The following is a 16,799-nucleotide window of genomic DNA, read 5'->3' on the forward strand; positions in this document are numbered from 1 at the left end:
AAAATCGTCAAATCCTCTCCCCCTCTCCTCTTCTCCCCCTCTCCCTCTCTAATACCATAGGCAATCTAGATGCAACACAGCTTATCAACCCCTTACTTAGAACCAAATACCTCGCGCACTCGATAAATCGGCTTTCCCTGGGACTCGTGATAAGTCCGCATCATCACTTCCGCCAGCAAGCCAAAACAAAATAACTGCACGCCAGTCAACAGCAAAACCACCGCCAAAATCAGCAAAGGACGATTTCCAATAATTTGACCAAAACCCAATTTTAAGACTGTCAAATAAATTCCTAAAACCGTTCCCAACGTCATAGAACTCAGTCCCAAAAGTCCAAAAACGTGCATCGGTCGAGTCAGGAACTTTTTCATAAAAGAAATAGTTAACAAATCCATCAACACCCGAAAAGTCCGCCAAATCCCGTACTTACTTTGACCGAAACGGCGGGCGTGATGCCGCACAGGCATTTCTGCAATTCTCGCCCCTTCAATAAACGCCAAAGCAGGCAAAAAGCGGTGCAATTCCCCGTAGAGATTCAAGTCTGCTACCAACTCGGATTTATAAGCTTTCAAAGAACAGCCGTAGTCATGCAAAGTCACGCCTGTAACGCGACCAATCAGCCAGTTGGCAATTTTAGAAGGAATCAGGCGGCTGATAGTATTGTCCTGCCTATTTTTCCGCCAGCCACTCACTAAATCGTAGCCGTCATTTAACTTGGCCAACAACAGCGGAATATCAGCCGGGTCATTTTGCAAATCGCCGTCTAGGGTAACAATAGCACGACCGCGAGCGCGATCGAAACCTGCCGACATGGCCGCAGTTTGCCCGTAATTGCGGCGCAAAATTACAGCACAAAGGTCATCGCGAGTGCTGGCTAACTGCTGGAGAAGTGCACCCGAACCGTCCTTAGAACCGTCATCTACACAAATAATTTGATAGCTGAGGCCAGATGGTTGGATAGAAGAGGCGATCGCCTCAATCAAATGAGGCAAACTTTCCACCTCATTATACACCGGCACCACCACCGAAACATCGAGAACAACCTCAGCCTCAGCTTGCTGTCTCGCCAATTTTTCCAAAAATAATGCAGCGTCCATTTTTTTATTCGATAATATCAACAGTCAACCGTTAACAACTAACTAGGTTGATAACTTGCCACGACTTTACCATATCCCCGCAATTGCTGGTAATAAGCTTGACTGACTCGATCGCCATCCTCCGACAAAACATCGATACCGATACCGTTGCGACCTTGTGCTTTCCCCGAACTGTGAATGTAGCGATTATCTCCGAGATACAATCCTACATGAGTTGCTTTTTCTGGCGTACCAAAAAACACTAAATTTCCCGGTTCTAACTGACATCTTGCACCATTGTCAATAGGTTTTTCATGGGCGGGCAAGATGCCCACCCCACAAGAAACTTGATGTGTTGTGGAACGGGCATCTTGCCCGTTGCTAAGAAGGGTGCAAGATGTATCTAAAGCACTGATACTAATAGGTTTAGTAAAAGCTTCCTGCTGATAAGCATCCCTAGGCAACCAGATGCCGGCGGCCACAAAAGCCGCTTGCATCAATCCCGAACAATCATAATTTGGTCCAACTGTACCGCCCCAAAGATAATAATTGGATTGGTTCATAGCCTCACGAGCAAAAGTAATTGCAAGTGGCAATTTTTCCCTAACTTCTGCCTCAGAAAGCACCAGAGGATGATATAATGTTTCTGCCACATCGAGCAACTCAACATCTCGAATATCCAGCCATCCCGGATAATCGTCTTCGCACAGTCGCACCATCACAGCCGTTGTATCCCCCTCAACAACCGAGTCTATGGCATTTCTCCCCCCCTTGATAAGGGGGGGCTGGGGGGGGTCAACAACGCGCAAATGTCGCCCCAGCGCTGCTTGAGTTGCCAATCGATCGCACTTTGGGGAATCGTAAATATTTATGTGCGATCGCGCCCGGTACTCCACAACATCAGATAATTGATAATTGGCCATTGCTAATTGCTCATTGTTTGCTGTTAATTGTTCGCATTTATTGTTCGCATTTAACGATAGATTGCCATTAGCTGCTAGCCGTTAACCGTTAAGCGTCAGCCATTAACCATGACATTTTTTCACAAAGACGAACAATTAGAAACCCTCGGCAGTAGCATTATAAACTCCGCATTGTCAGAATTTACAGGATTAAGTGGCGATCGTATCGCCATTACGTGGATAGTCTACGATCCGCCGGTGCGAGTCAATACAGGCGGCGCCCTCAGTCCAGAAGAATTTTGGAAATATCAACCGCGAGGTTTTAGCGCCAGGGCTTCCGAACGAATTTATCCAGCCAGCATCGTCAAATTATTCTACCTCGTTGCCATCTGGGAATGGGCGCAAAAAGGCATGATTCAAACATCGCCAGAATTAGAACGCGCCGTCCGAGATATGATAGTTGATTCCAGCAACGACGCCACCGGTTTAGTAGTAGACGCCCTCACCGGCACCACCAGCGGCCCAGAATTATCACCAGGCCCCTTTGAAACTTGGAAACAGCAGCGAAACATCGTCAACCGTTACTTTCAATCATTGGATTGGCCAGAATTAGAAAATATTAACGTCAATCAGAAAACCTGGTGTGACGGCCCCTACGGTCGCGAGCGAGCAGTTCTGGGAGAATTAATGGAAAATAGAAATATGCTGACCACAAATGCAGCGGCGCGTTTGCTGCACACTATAATCGGCGGCGTAGCTGTTTCTGCCCAAGCATCACAAGAAATGATGGGTTTAATGAAACGCAGTTTAGACCCAGCAGAATTAGAGGCAGATCCCGAAAATCAAGTAACGGGTTTTTTAGGTGGCGGATTGCCAGAATCAGCAAAATTGTGGTCAAAAGCGGGACTGACAAGTCAAGTGCGTCACGATGCTGCTTATATTGAAATATCGGGTTTGCGGCCGTATTTGTTAGTTGTATTTACCGAGGGGAAAGAGAATAGCAAGAATGAAGAAATTTTGCCATTTATCTCGCGGCAATTTGTCGAAGCGATGAAGACATTGAATTAGATTTAGTAGTTGATTATTGCGGCTAGACTAGACTTGAACTGCAAAAATAATTGGGACGGGCTAGAAGCCCATCCCACAATAAAATTTTGTTGGATGGGCTTCTAGCCCGTCCCAAAATTTGATTAAAAGGAATTTTTTCCTAGAAGCTCTAAAACGGAGAGGGAGGGATTTGAACCCTCGAAGGATGTTAACACCCTTAACAGATTAGCAATCTGCCGCTTTCGACCACTCAGCCACCTCTCCAAGATGACAGTAACTAACTATAGCACACACATCTTATTTTTGCCAACCCCTAATTTAAAAATTCCTCAATCCCTTACTCTGTATACTTTTCGCGACCTCAACCTCCAGCCTATTCCCCAAAGCCCCTCGCCTTCAAGTGCTTTTCCCAACTAAAATTGGAACTCAAAAAGAACCTCTTAGTATACAAATACCCCAAGCGGTACAGGTGAGCCTTGCGATCGCCATCAAGATTAAAGTCCGTCGTCGTCACCCCAGCTTCAGTCACATCAATATTAATCACCCTGCCTTTATCCATTTCCCGCTGGTGATAGCGGTCTCTTGCTTTCATCATCGTTCGGAACATCGCCGCCAGCATCGACAGCGGAGTATCAATCTTAACTTTAGTCTCAATTCCGGTATCGACTAATCGAAACCCAAAGGTAAACCAGCGCGGCATAGCAGGAGTCGCACCGACGGATTGTTTGTCATAAATCCACAGGGGGAAATTGCTCAAAATTCCGCCATCTACAATTAAGTCATCGCCGAGTTTTCCAGGTTCAAAAAATAGGGGAATACTCATCGACAACCGAACGGCTTCAGCCACGCTAAAATCTTCAGCACTTTGGAGTCGCAACTGCTCGTACAAAGGATCGGAATCCGTCGATTCACGTCGGTGTAAGTCGTCGGGCAGCACCAACATTTCACCGCGACTGAGGTTGGATACTACTACTTTTAATTCCCGCTCTTTTACAATTTGTTTGACATCGGCAAAAGTGTGCAAGTTACCTCGACCCAGCATTGTTTCCAGCCACTGCCGGAACGGTTGCGCCGAATATTCTCCCATCTGACGGCTAACTGTTAGGAAAAGCAGCGTCCAAGCAGGAGATTGCAAGTCGTCTGCGGGGTCGCCGTTTAAAATTAGAGGACTGTTTTTTTTAGTTAAAAATATGCTGTAATCGAGCTGTCCTAAAATTTCCTCTAAATCATCAATTGACAAGTCGGTTGCCAATACTGCTGCAGTAATTGCACCTGCCGAAGTGCCGGCCAATTTTCGCCAGCGGATGCCTAAATCGCTACAGCATCTGAGTGCTCCTAAAAACGCAACTCCGCGCACGCCGCCGCCTTCAAAAACTCCGTCGCCATAGATTTGACCGTTTTCGTCGGGAGGCGGAAATTTGCTGAGAATTGTTTGTTTCTCCGTTGCGGTGATTCTGACACCGGGTTCTTGCAAAATTTGCTGCGGATACCACTTGCTCATGGGAAATACCTCGGATCAATTTTGGGTTTTAGATTTGAGATTTATATCTATTGTTCTTGATTTTTGTCGGCATCCATTGCCTCTTTGACGTATTGTTGAACTTGCGATCGCACTTGTTCGTAGGCCACCGACGCGCACCAAGGTCGGAGAGATAAAATAGTTGTATCGGGAGTAATCTCAGCTACCAAACAAGTCGGGGGCGGATTCTCCAACACCAGGGGGTGAGAGTGGGCAATTTCTAATAACTCAGCTACAGTTGGACGAATGGGCCGATCGCCAATATCAATCTTCAAGTCTACTCGCCTCGTTCCCATTGCCGTTGTATTTTTCAGTGTACCGTTAAACAACTGATTGTTCGGGACAATAATTTTTATGCGATCGTCTGTCACCACCGTTGTTGAAAAAATCCCGATGCTGTCCACCACTCCCTTAACATCGCCAGCTTCAATCCCATCCCCGACTTCAAAGGGCCGCAAACTAATCAACATTACCCCAGCAGCAAAGTGCGACAAAGTATTTTGCCACGCCAAACCGATCGCCAAACCCGCTGCGCCCACCACCGCAACCACACTGGTAGTTTGAATTCCCAACTGACTCAAAGCGGCGACTACTCCCACTACCAAAATCGTAATTTCAGCAGCTTGAACTAAAAATTTCCGCAGCGTGGCTTCGGTGCGACTCAGTGCACGGCGAGTCACGCGGCCCGCAAAGCCGATCGCAAATCGCGTAATTAACAAAATGCCGATCGCCCACAGCAGTTGAGGTACAATTTTAAACCCCAATTCTACGAATTTTTTCGAGAATTCTTGGGCTACTTCCAAGGCTTGTGTTCTTTCTGCATTTAGCTGAGAATAGAATGTTTGGGCTATTGGTAAAAACGTCTGAATAACTGTCATGTTAATTGGGAATTGGGAATGGAAAATTGAGAATTGCAGTCTCATTTTTATCGTTTATTACGAGAGTCCGACAGGGGTTGAAAACCCCTGTCTCATAGCGGAAGTCCTCTAAAATAGGACTAAGGAATGAAAAATCAATAACTTGCACAATTAAACCCCTGAAGCCTTGAGCCAAGGTAAACTATTGCTCTATTAGTCACCTTATTTATTTTTCATTCGTAAAGTCGATAATTTTATCCTTCAAACTCTTGAGTCGGTTTAAACCGACTTTAGCTATGAGGCAGGGGTTTAAACCCCTGCCGGACTATTGTTAATAGTGTACTGCTACGCGGGGCAATCGGTGTTTAAAACCGCAGAGAATTTCCCACGAAATAGTTCCTAAAGTCGAGGCCCAATCGTCAGCACTAATGTGATATTCCCCATCTTTGCCCAACAGCGTCACCACTTCGCCGACTTCTAAATCGGGAATATCAGTTACATCCAGCATTAATTGATCCATCGTCACCGCGCCCACTTGCCGCACGAACTGACCCCTGACTAAAACCTGCATTTTATTAGAAAGATTGCGCGGAATACCATCTGCATAGCCGATACCAATTACGGCAATCTGTGTCTGCCGCTGAGCTATAAATTGATAGCCGTAACTTACCCCGGTTCCTGCTTCAATTGTTTTCACCTGGGTTACTCTAGCTTTTACCTGCATTGCGGGCTTCAAATTGGATCTCGACTGCAAGTGAGGAGCTGGATAAAGACCATAGGTAGCTAAACCGACTCGCACTAAATCGTAGTGCAAATCCGGGTCAGCGAGGGCGGCAGCAGAGTTTGCTAAGTGGAGGCGAGGGGGGTTAATTCCTGCTATTTTAATTTGCTCGATAGCCTGTTGAAACCGCTGGTGCTGCTCTCTCATAACTGTGGGGTCGGGACTGTCTGCAGTCGCCAAGTGAGAGTAAATACTGGCTAATTTTAAATTTGGCAACCGCTTGACTAATTGCACAAATTCTGTTGCTTCCTGCCAGGGCGTACCCAAGCGAGACATTCCCGTATCCAACTTAGCGTGAACTGGCAAAGATTGGTTAAGACCAGCGAGAACTTCCGAAAAAATTAGGGCTTGTTTGGCAGTACAAATAGTCGGTTGCAAGTGCCAATGGGCGATCGCCTTTACCTGTTGGGCTGTATGGGTTGCCCCCAACAGCAAAATCGGCGCTTCTATCCCAGCTTCTCGCAATTCTATTCCTTCGGGAATTGTCGCCACTCCCAGCCAACTAGCACCTGCTTGCAATGCTGTGTGACTGACTGCAACAGCACCATGCCCGTAAGCATCGGCTTTCACAACTGCCATCAGTTCCGTGTGGGGAGATAAGAGCTTTTTAAGCTGTTTTACATTGTGAGTTAAAGCTGCTAAATCGATTTCTACCCAAGCCCGCTGGCATAGTCCCCCGTCACCTTCCCACAGCAAAGTCTGGCGGGATTCTTTTGTCGTTGATTCTGCGGTTGTTTGTTCCCCACTCCACATTGTCGATCGCTCCTACTTGCTTGCACCATTAAAAACTGCTCTCAAAACTGCTAGGATATTTTACCCTAAGTTTGATTATAAGATTTTTCCTTTAATCAATGTTATACAAGTTTGAAAAAAGAATGCAACGGTCGGCAAGCTGCAAACCCATATTCCATAAGTCATTCCCCATCTAAAATCTAAAATCTAAAATCTAAAATCTAAAATGGTATTAACTGGTGTATCATAGCACCAAAAATACCCGGTAAAAACTATGGACGGACTAGCCTACCTACATTTAGCTAAAACTTGGGAAACGGCTACAAATCAGGCTTTCAAGGGCGGGCAAGATGCCCAACCCCTACTCCCCACAAACAACAACTTAAACTCTTGTGGAACAGGCATCTTGCCTGTTCATGAAAATGGTACAAGATGTCTGCTTCAAAGAACTAACTCAAAAATGCACCTAAAGTTAGCCTCTGCTCCTTTACTTTTCTTTACGATCGCTCTCACAATTTTAAATTTAGTCAATCCCGCACTCGCCATCAAAAAAGGTGATTCAGGCCCCCAAGTAGCCCAACTTCAGAAAACTCTACAAAACGCAGGCTATTTTCGCGGTAAGGCTACAGGATTTTACGGTTCTCTCACCCAGGCTGCTGTGAAAAAGTTTCAAGCAGAGAACAACCTGAAAGTTGACGGAATTGTTGGCCCTAAAACCTTGTCAGCGCTGAAAGGTAAGCCGGAAGAGGAGAGTATGGAAGCTGCGGAAAAAATCGCGCCAAATGTCGATCGATCTTCGCCATCTCCTACCGCCACAGATAACACAAACGAACTAGAAGATCAAACTAAAACTCAGCCCCAAGAACCTCTATTTCAAGAACCATCTCTGCCACCTTTTAAAACTGAAAATTCCGAGGAGAAAGAAAGTGGATCACAACCCCAAAGGCTAGTAAATCCTCCCGACAACACTCAAGGAAAAATGACCTTGAAAAAAACAATTTACGGCAACATCTCGCCCAAATCAATAGTTTATTCGGGAGATGGCTTGTTTTTTGCTCAAAACATGATGTACCGCCACACAATCACAGTTTATGACAGGAACTTTAAATTAGTCAAGACTATTCCCGATACAGTAAACTTGTCGAAGTTCGGCTTTTCTAAATTCAAAGGCAATTATAAAGGCTCTCCCGTAGAAGCGGCTTTTTCAACCGATGGCAAATATGCCTACGTCTCCAACTACAAAATGTACGGTTCGGGGTTTAGGAATCCGGGAACCGACAGGTGTTCTCCAGCGGCCAAACACGACCAAAGTTTTCTGTACCGCATCAATACCCAAACTTTGAACATAGAAAAGGTAATTCCTGTCGGTGCAGTTCCGAAATTCAATGCTGTTTCGCCTGACAATCGCTTCGCGCTTGCTAGCAATTGGTGCAGTTGGGATTTGAGCGTAGTTGATATCAATAAAAATATCGAAATCGAGCGCGTGAAACTGGGTGCATATCCTCGCGGTATTGTTGTCACTCCCGACTCAAAAAATGCCTATGTTGCCATCATGGGTTCTTCCGATATCGCAAAAGTGAATCTCATCGACTTTTCGGTAGAATGGCTGAGGAATATTGGCAATGCGCCGCGTCATTTGACGATAGATCCCAACGGAAAGTATCTTTATGCAACTTTAAACGGTGAAGGAAATGTGGCAAAGATTGACCTAAAAACTGGTAAAGTGGTGGACAAAGTTAGGACGGGAAAAGCACCTCGCAGCATGACGATTTCCGCTCAGGGAAAACTGCTTTATGTGGTCAATTATTTCTCGAATACTGTTAGCAAAGTTAGGACGAGCGATATGAAAGTGCTGCAAACAGTGAAGGTTAATTCTAGCCCGATCGGGATTACTTACGATCCGGAAACTAATCAGGTTTGGGTAGCTTGCTATTCGGGCAGCATTATGGTGTTTCAAGATTAATTGGGATTTACGCAGTGTAACGAAATTATGTCATCCTGAGCGAAAGTAGGGTGCGTCAGAAATTGATTATTTCGATTTCAACAGGTTTTTACGATCTGATGCACCCTACCCATGCGCTACTCGCGATGTGGATCGCGATCGAGGACGATCACACTGACTGCGTTGGGTAGTTATGATAATATTCGGCCGGGCATCCGAAACCAATATAACAGAGTCAATCCCAACCATCCCAACTCATATTGAAATTGCGAATTGTACGCCTATCTACTCTTTTGACACATTTAACTTCTTACAACGACAGGCCCAGTGCTTACCTTGACTACCTAAAGGTTCAATCCATCTAAAACACTTGTTACATCGTACCTCCCAGAAAATGTGAAGCACGGCTTCGGCAAATAATTGAGCCTCTTGCAAAGAAAGCGATCTAGCCCACTCATTATAATGAGCGCCTACAAGATTTCTAAGATGTAGCCATTTGTCAACTTCATCCACTACAACCTTCATATTTGTTTTTTTAAGGGTTTTGTATATACCAGGCCAAAGATCTCCTAAAGTATATTTATCTCCTTTTTTACGAATAATAGAAGTAGGTAAAATCGAACTTAATTTATCACATACTTCCTCAAGTAATAATCCTGCTTGCGAGCAAATATTAACAACTTGACCCGCTTCAATAGCTTCCAGCAAGAAGTAATCAATGTCTTTAGATGTATTAAATACAGTGGGGCCGTTATCAAAATTCCATCTGACAATCTCACTTTCTATAAACTCATGATTATTACGACGAAACAAATCACATAATTGGCTTCTCCACAGTCTATCATGTACTGTAAATATTAATTGCCAATCTGAAAACTCTTTGAGAAGGTAATCAACAATTGAAACTCTTATAGTAGAATCAACGCTCTGTAAAACATCATCTAAAATTAAAAATTTCGCTTGTGTCTTTTCTGCTGCTTCTTTAGCAAGCGAAAGAAAAACAAGGAGAACTAAAAGATCTAAATTTGCCTCACTAAAAATATGATGAGGAGAACAGCACCTCCCATTTTTTAAATGAACGTTAATAGAAAGGGAAGTAGCTGATATATCTCCACATAACAACTCAATCTTATCTAGGAAATCACATCTTGATATGGCTTGGAATGACTCTGTAATTCTGCTCTCAGCTTTTGATATTACCTCTTTAACAATCGACTCTCTCGCAAATTTAGCTTCATATTGTTGAATTTTCTTTTTTTCTTGTTGAATGTTTTTTATCTGCTGAGTAACTTCTCGTATTTCTTTAACCAAATTATGAACTATTGGATCGGCATAGCCAGTATCACCTTTTTTAAGGTTGATACGCTCCTTTGCTGTCAAACCAGCATGAATCTGAGCGCGAACAAAATCACTAAAGTCTTTTTGTTCTAAAGGTATGTCTTCTACAATTAATCCTATTTTTTTTGCAAGTTTTTCTACTAATTTTCGTCTTTTGTTTTTCTTTGCTAGGCTTTGCTCTTGAAGCTCACGCTTCTCTTCTCCAAATGTTCCACTGTTTTTTTGAATTTCATCTTGAATATTGTCTTTTGTAAATCTATAATCAAAAAATACAATTTGGCGTTTTTCGTCAGGCGTGTTTAAAAAATTTAAAATATCAGATCGACGTAAAACAAAGGGAGCAACATAGAAATCTTTGTCTCTATTACTGTTAGATATTTTAATCTTTTCGTCTACAGATGATACAAGACTTCTGCTCTTTTCGTCTACAGATGATACAAGACTTCTGCAAATTATGCGACCGTCTGATAGAGTAATTTGCACAAGTGGTAAATATTGGCTAGAAAGCGATATTAGAGATGTTAGTTTTCTTTCTTTACCTATTTCTCCTTGAATGGCAAACTGAATAGCATCAACAACACTAGACTTTCCTGTGCCATTATCACCAAACAGAATCAGTGATTTGGGTTGGTTGTTTGAGCCAGATTCAAAATCTATTGTTAGTTTGCCAGGGATACCGCGAAAGTTGTCAATTACAACCGTAGAAATTCTTATATTCATGTAGTTTGAAGTGCCTCAAAAGGATAGCTAATGGATATTGATGTGCAATCTGAAAGGTTCACTGTTTACAGATTTTTTTATAATAAAATTATCCTACATTTTAAAGAGCAAAATAAACATATTTTTCCCGTGATTTGAAAACGACTGAATAGCTAGTTAGTCCTCTTCAGAGGACTTTATATATTAGCCAGGGAATTAATTCCCTGGCGGCCTTTCGGTTAGCGAAGTATCTCTGAGATGCTTCGCTTCACTCAGCATGACAACTACGTTTAAAATGTGAGATGCTTCGCTTCACTCAACATGACTGCTACGTTTTACTGTCGCACAACATACTCAGAAGACTTAGCAGGCACTTGACCTTTTTTGGCCATAGCTTGGTAAATCATAGCTGCTACTTCAGCGCGAGTTGCTGTTCTATTAGGCTGCAAAAGTGCGCGCTTCGGGTGGTTGACAACAATGCCAGCTTCCGTGGCTGCTGCTACTTTGTTAACTGCCCATTTCGGCACTTTTGTCCTGTCTGTATAAAGTTGTAAAGTTTTGCTTGCTTTTGTTGATGGTTTCAGCCTCAAACCGCTCGCCAATGCTGCGATGACTTCCACGCGGGGAATATTTTTGTCGGGACGGAACTCATTGTTTGGGTATCCTTTAAGATATCCAGTTTTGACGGTGTGGTCGATCGCCGGAGCGACAGGACTTTTGTCTTTTACGTCTTTAAAATCAATTGGTTTTCGGATCGGCTTTTTGTCGTCGGACATTCGCTGAATCAAGCGCGCTAGTTCGGCTCGCGTCATCGGTTCGTCGGGACGAAATTTGCTGTCAGTGAAATCAGTAAAGATTTTCCGATCGACTAAAGCGACAATGAACGGACGCGCCCAATATTTGTCTGGAACATCGGAGAATCTAACGGGCCCAACTTTGGGTTTATCGGCTTTTGGTTTATCGGCTTTCGGTTTGGTAATTGCTGGATCGGGAGTCGATCGCGCAATTGGCTGGGGAGGAACAACGATTACACCCACCGGAGGAGTTTGCTGTAAAATCGGCCCTAAAGGTGCCACAGGTGCGACATCCGGTTTTGACGGAACGGGGGTTGTAGCGGGCGATCGCAAATCCGAACTTGGCGATTCGGGCGTTAATATTCCCGGACTCGCGGGCGTAACAGCAGGCTGAGAGAAAACGGCTGGAAATTGCCAATTTCTGGCATTCAATCGATCGGGATTTTTACCTGTTACCCAAAATAAAATTGCTCCCATCGTGCCGAAGGCAACCAAGATAGCAATCAATTCATCCAATCCTAGAGGATTTCTTTCCCCTGACGGGGGTTGTGAAGAAGACATATTGTCACCTACATATCACTGTAGAAATTAAATCACATATTTTTTGGGTCTGGGGGAAACAGAGAAGGCTAAATCAATTATTCCAAAGTTCTCACTCTCAATACCTGCGGCGGCGTGGAATCGGGAGGATAGATAAAATCAACTTTTAGCGATGTCAGTTGCTGATTTTTGCAATCTTCTACTCAGCGCCTTCTACTCCCGAAAGAGCGATTCCGACTCGGTTGACGAGAATTCCTGCCACTACCAAAACTTGGCTGCCGCTTGTTTTGATTTTGACGTGGCTGTGGCGATCGCCTCAAAGTGCTGCCACCGTAACCCGAACCGGTCGATCGATTGCCATTGGGACGTACTGAGGGTCTTACTGGCTGGTTATATGTGGGCGATCGCAAGCGGCCGGTTGTCCTTAAAACTTGACGGTTTCTCACAGCCGGAGGCGGAGTTCGGTAGCGAGTTTGATACTGCTGAACAGCTTGGTTGTAAGTATTACCATACCCGCCATATCCTGTCATAATCCCCGGCTGATAGACTGGCGGCATATAATATCGTGGTCTAAATAACAAACTGCCGATCGCCTGACCGGCTATAGCCCCAGCAAACGGTGCCCAGAAGCCAGATTGCTGCCGCACTACTACGGTTTGTGGCTGACCTGTTTGAGGATTAGGAACTGTTTCGGTAACGTTGTGAACGTACTCAATTTTAAAATCTTCTGTCAAATGCAAAACCGCTTGATTGTTATCCACATTTAGATAACTTTTCTTGCCTGCCGATATTTCTTCATTTGTTAAGCGAGCCATTTGCAAATCCCTAGTGCGGTAAACTGGGGGACTGCCGGGGGGAGTATTCAGCAACATCAAACTGTATTCGCCATCAGCATCGTCGTAGGTAGCTTGCTGTACAGGATATTGACCTTGACTCAAGTTATTATTTGGTGCAGGACGCACTGTGTTAATATTTGGATTGCCAGCAGGATTGGTAGAAGTTTGTGTGCGAGGAGAACCGCAGCCCGTTGCCGTCCACAAAAAAGTTAAAGCCATTAAATAAATTGTCAGTTTTCGCAGCATCATAAATAGTAATTGGGAATTGGGAATTGGGCATCGGGCATCGGGCATCGCGCATTGGTAGCAAATAACCCTTCGACTCCGCTCTGGGCACCGCAAATAACTAATAACTAATAACTAATAACTAATTACTCCTTCCTTAAAGGGGAATAAGTTCGGGGAAATTGACCAACACTTGGTCGTTGGTAAGTTCGTCACCCAACTGTGCGGGAGAAAAGTGAACTTGCACAGCTCGGAGCCTTTCTTGGTAATGTAAATTAATCAGGGCTTTTAAACCGACTTTCAGCGCGCTGATGTCAGCGAGGTCAGTTTCTAGAGCAGGAACTTCGCCTTCATACGCAACTGTCAGCATCACTACGATATTTCTAGTTACCGGCAAAGACAAGGGGGATTTTTTATCATAAACAGATGTACTGTATTGAGGCTCGCTGAGATAGCGATCGGCTGAATCAGTGAAAAGTTCATCCACATAATCGCCCGCTTCGCCTTCATTCCAAAAAACATCGCCTTCATTGGCGGCTGCTTGCCAGTAGTTGTCGTACTGCAACAGGTGATTGCAAATTTCTACAAGACCTTCTCCTAAAACTGCTATGTCGCCATCGGCATCAATTGCTTGTCTGGCGGTGCGGTTGAGAACTCCTAACAGCGGTGCAACATCTTCGCCTGTTAGGTGAACGAACACCCGGCAAACTGCCAATCTAGTTTGACCTGTAAATTGATTGAATCGATCGCGCCAAGCATTCATAATAACATCTGTAGGGCTATATTTTCCACGATAGCAGGGGATTTGAACTCTTGCCGTCTACCCTCGGATTGATCTGAAGAGTATTTTTAGCGATCGCCCCGGCCGCCTACTCTATCGCTTTGACTCATCTAATTTTATAGCAGTTTTCAATCGGATCAAATACAGTTCAAATACAGTAGGAAAACCGCACAGCCTTGTCCTGACGGAGAGCAGCGACTTTTAATAATTGCTATGAGATTGATGATGGTAGCAAGAGTTTTTTTAATTGATATTAATTCAGCGCTCGTTTGCTGAGCCGGAATATGATATTGGTGCGATCGATTCCTCTGTCTATTGTTTGCAGTGCTTCGCGATCGCCCGGACAAGAAATTGTAGGGGTAGATAATTTCAACTCAAAAAACCTCCAATCTTGCAAGATTGGAGGTGCGCTAAGCGAATACTCTGGTTTGAGATAACTATTTGACGATCGCGCTTTGGACTTGTTCGATCGCAATTTCAGAACTCAACTCAGCAACTGGCGAAACCGGCAAATCCAGCTCACCGCCCGGAGCTTCGGGGTGTTCGCGAACGACTGCAACCGCATCTGCTGACTCAGCTACAGCACCCGCCGCCGCCAAATCGAGCAACGCCGGAACTTCCATGTGTCCAGAAACACCTGCATCTGCCATCGGATCGATCGACTCTTCAAAAACTTCAAAATTATCGGTCATCGCAGCGCAAGCAGCAGAAGCACGCTTGCCGGCACGGTAGCTCATGTAGGCCGCACCGCCACCAAAAACTCCAGCCAAACCTAGGAAACCGAGAGCTGCTGTTTTGTACGATTTCCACGGATTAATGCGCTCCGATCCGCCGGAACCTAGGAGCGTTGTCGCAGAACCAGATTTAGCCGCGCCAGATTTGCTGTAGGAACAGGGGAAAGCAGATGCGGCGTCACCTATGGCGATGCTGCTGCCGATCGCGACGACGGAAGCAATGCCAGCTAACACTTGAAACTTCTTCATGGTGCTGTGGAGATTGTAAAGGATAATTAAAAAATTAATGGTAACAGCTCTTTACAAATCTATCAACTCAGCACGCCGCCCATATCGCGGATCGATCGCAAAAGTCAGCTATAGCCTCACGCAATTCAAATTTAAATTTGCCAGCTTAAAAATTTGCAATGCTTGCTCTGTAAGCGTTTCGGCTCAGAAATTGATAAAAGTTCAAGTTTTGTGAAGCAATACTTCGATCGCGCCCAAATAAGAAAATCTGAGGTGAGACAGTAGAAAATTTAATTACAGAGCGGCAAACACTTGGTGACAAACTACTTTTAAGGCTACTTTTGTAAAGGCTTAGTTATTGGAATAACTCTTATTTTTATGACAGACAACGCGACTCAAGGCATTGAGCGATACCCTCGCCGATTGTTGGTGACGGGGGGGGCTGGATTTATCGGCTCGAATTTTGTCCATCACTGGTGCAAAAGCTATCCGGGCGATCGAGTAGTGGTACTCGATGCTTTAACCTACGCCGGAAACAGACAAACCCTGGCAACTTTGGAAGGAGGCGAAAATTTTCGGTTTGTGCAGGGGGATATTTGCGATCGTACCTTAGTCGATACCTTGCTCAAAGAAGAAAACATCATCACAGTCGCGCACTTTGCCGCAGAATCCCACGTTGACAGGTCAATTATCGGGCCCGCAGCCTTTGTTCAAACAAACGTTGTCGGAACCTTCACACTGTTAGAAGCCTTCCGCAAGCATTTTGAAGCAATTGATGAGGCATCTCTCAAAGCACAAATGCGCTTCCTCCACGTTTCTACCGACGAAGTTTACGGCAGTCTCGGCCCAGATGACCCAGCCTTCACAGAAACAACTGCCTACTCGCCCAACAGTCCCTACTCAGCCTCCAAAGCTGGCAGCGACCACCTCGCCCGCGCCTACTTCCACACCTACGGCGTCCCGACAATTATCACCAACTGTTCCAACAATTACGGCCCCTATCACTTCCCAGAAAAGCTCATTCCATTAATGTGCATCAATATGTTATTGGGCAAACCGCTGCCAGTATACGGCGACGGTCAAAACGTGCGAGATTGGCTCTACGTTCTCGACCACTGCCGCGCTTTAGATGCCGTTATTCACCGTGGTCAGCCTGGGGAAACCTACAATGTTGGCGGCAACAACGAGGTAAAAAATCTCGATTTAGTAAAAATGCTGTGTCAGCTAATGGACGAATTAGCTTCTGATTTACCCGCCCGTCCTTGCGAACAATTGATCGCATTTGTAAAAGACAGAGCCGGGCACGATCGGCGTTATGCTATTGATGCCACCAAAATTCAAACAGAGTTAGGTTGGACTCCCTCAGTAACAGTTGAAGAAGGTTTGCGACAGACTGTAGAATGGTACTTAGCCCATCGAGAGTGGTGGGAACCCCTGCTTTCGGAGGAATATCAAACTTACTACCGGAAAGTCTACTCTAACTAATCTCCTCCTGGACGCACCGGCTACAAAAAACCAGAACCAGTAAAAAACTGGTTTTCCAGCTCAAGAGTGCGTCCAGAAAGGTTTCTGTCTTGCCTTCAAACTTTACATTTAAACTCCCGGCGCAAAAACCCGGTTAGAGAAAGGAAAATCTTTCGTTAAGTGCGATCGCCACGAGTTAAAAAACCCGCTTTCTTTGGTATGAGCGCCTAACTTCTGATTTAATTAGGTGGAGGTAAATATCACAAACATTTACTTTTGTCAATTTTTGTGAAGATTTAGTTAA

Annotated in this window: 14 protein-coding genes and 1 tRNA gene; 3 read left to right on the forward strand and 12 right to left on the reverse strand. The window is 44.8% G+C overall.

Annotated elements, in window-relative coordinates; translation table 11 throughout:
* Window positions 1-92 precede the first annotated feature (92 nt).
* Together QUB08_RS13745 and QUB08_RS13750 are read right to left on the reverse strand one after the other, a co-directional pair.
* Entirely contained in the window at window positions 93-1,097 is a 1,005-nt protein-coding gene (locus tag QUB08_RS13745; RefSeq protein WP_333225223.1) for a glycosyltransferase family 2 protein, read from the reverse strand.
* Window positions 1,098-1,135: 38 nt separating this feature from the next.
* Window positions 1,136-1,999 carry a C40 family peptidase gene (locus tag QUB08_RS13750; RefSeq protein ID WP_333225224.1) on the reverse strand — a complete coding sequence of 288 codons (864 nt, stop codon included), beginning with the start codon at window positions 1,997-1,999 and terminating at the stop codon, window positions 1,136-1,138.
* A 108-nt stretch (window positions 2,000-2,107) separates the two neighbouring features.
* Between QUB08_RS13750 and QUB08_RS13755 the strand changes: the two genes are divergently transcribed.
* Window positions 2,108-3,046 (forward strand): serine hydrolase, encoded by a 939-nt coding sequence (locus tag QUB08_RS13755; protein ID WP_333225225.1) that lies wholly within the window; start codon window positions 2,108-2,110, stop codon window positions 3,044-3,046.
* A gap of 154 nt (window positions 3,047-3,200) precedes the next feature.
* On the opposite strand, the gene QUB08_RS13760 is transcribed toward QUB08_RS13755, so the two are convergent.
* The 4 genes from QUB08_RS13760 to alr all read right to left on the reverse strand — a co-directional run bounded on the left by QUB08_RS13760 (window position 3,201) and on the right by alr (window position 6,935).
* Window positions 3,201-3,289 (reverse strand) — tRNA-Ser (locus QUB08_RS13760).
* A gap of 109 nt (window positions 3,290-3,398) precedes the next feature.
* A complete protein-coding gene (locus QUB08_RS13765; protein WP_333225226.1) occupies window positions 3,399-4,526 on the reverse strand; it encodes a patatin-like phospholipase family protein in 1,128 nt (375 codons plus the stop codon).
* A gap of 47 nt (window positions 4,527-4,573) precedes the next feature.
* Complete coding sequence (locus QUB08_RS13770) at window positions 4,574-5,422, reverse strand: mechanosensitive ion channel family protein (RefSeq protein WP_333225227.1); 849 nt, start codon at window positions 5,420-5,422, stop codon at window positions 4,574-4,576.
* 310 nt (window positions 5,423-5,732) lie between these two features.
* The gene (gene alr / locus QUB08_RS13775; RefSeq protein ID WP_333225228.1) at window positions 5,733-6,935 is read right to left on the reverse strand and encodes an alanine racemase; all 1,203 of its coding nucleotides are present in this window, start codon (window positions 6,933-6,935) and stop codon (window positions 5,733-5,735) included.
* 253 nt (window positions 6,936-7,188) lie between these two features.
* Here alr and QUB08_RS13780 point away from each other — a divergent pair, with 253 nt between their 5' ends.
* Window positions 7,189-8,877, forward strand: coding sequence for a peptidoglycan-binding protein (locus QUB08_RS13780; protein WP_333225229.1), 1,689 nt, complete (start codon window positions 7,189-7,191; stop codon window positions 8,875-8,877).
* 264 nt (window positions 8,878-9,141) lie between these two features.
* Here QUB08_RS13780 and QUB08_RS13785 read toward each other — a convergent pair whose 3' ends face one another.
* The 6 genes from QUB08_RS13785 to QUB08_RS13810 form a co-directional block, all read right to left on the reverse strand.
* Window positions 9,142-10,914 (reverse strand): ATP-binding protein, encoded by a 1,773-nt coding sequence (locus QUB08_RS13785; RefSeq protein ID WP_333225230.1) that lies wholly within the window; start codon window positions 10,912-10,914, stop codon window positions 9,142-9,144.
* Window positions 10,915-11,228: 314 nt separating this feature from the next.
* Window positions 11,229-12,248, reverse strand: coding sequence for an S-layer homology domain-containing protein (locus QUB08_RS13790; protein WP_333225231.1), 1,020 nt, complete (start codon window positions 12,246-12,248; stop codon window positions 11,229-11,231).
* 77 nt (window positions 12,249-12,325) lie between these two features.
* Window positions 12,326-12,406: a DUF3370 family protein gene (locus tag QUB08_RS13795; protein ID WP_333225284.1), complete on the reverse strand. Its 81-nt coding sequence runs from the start codon at window positions 12,404-12,406 to the stop codon at window positions 12,326-12,328.
* A 24-nt stretch (window positions 12,407-12,430) separates the two neighbouring features.
* Entirely contained in the window at window positions 12,431-13,312 is an 882-nt protein-coding gene (locus tag QUB08_RS13800) for a hypothetical protein (protein ID WP_333225232.1), read from the reverse strand.
* Between the two features lie 133 nt (window positions 13,313-13,445).
* The gene (locus QUB08_RS13805; RefSeq protein WP_333225233.1) at window positions 13,446-14,051 is read right to left on the reverse strand and encodes a DUF1517 domain-containing protein; all 606 of its coding nucleotides are present in this window, start codon (window positions 14,049-14,051) and stop codon (window positions 13,446-13,448) included.
* 455 nt (window positions 14,052-14,506) lie between these two features.
* Window positions 14,507-15,052 carry a hypothetical protein gene (locus QUB08_RS13810; RefSeq protein ID WP_333225234.1) on the reverse strand — a complete coding sequence of 182 codons (546 nt, stop codon included), beginning with the start codon at window positions 15,050-15,052 and terminating at the stop codon, window positions 14,507-14,509.
* A 357-nt stretch (window positions 15,053-15,409) separates the two neighbouring features.
* Between QUB08_RS13810 and rfbB the strand changes: the two genes are divergently transcribed.
* Window positions 15,410-16,516, forward strand: a complete 1,107-nt coding sequence (gene rfbB / locus QUB08_RS13815; protein WP_333225235.1) for a dTDP-glucose 4,6-dehydratase — start codon at window positions 15,410-15,412, stop codon at window positions 16,514-16,516.
* Window positions 16,517-16,799 lie beyond the last annotated feature (283 nt).

Source organism: Microcoleus sp. BR0-C5 (assembly GCF_036705045.1).
Classification (GTDB): domain Bacteria; phylum Cyanobacteriota; class Cyanobacteriia; order Cyanobacteriales; family Microcoleaceae; genus Microcoleus.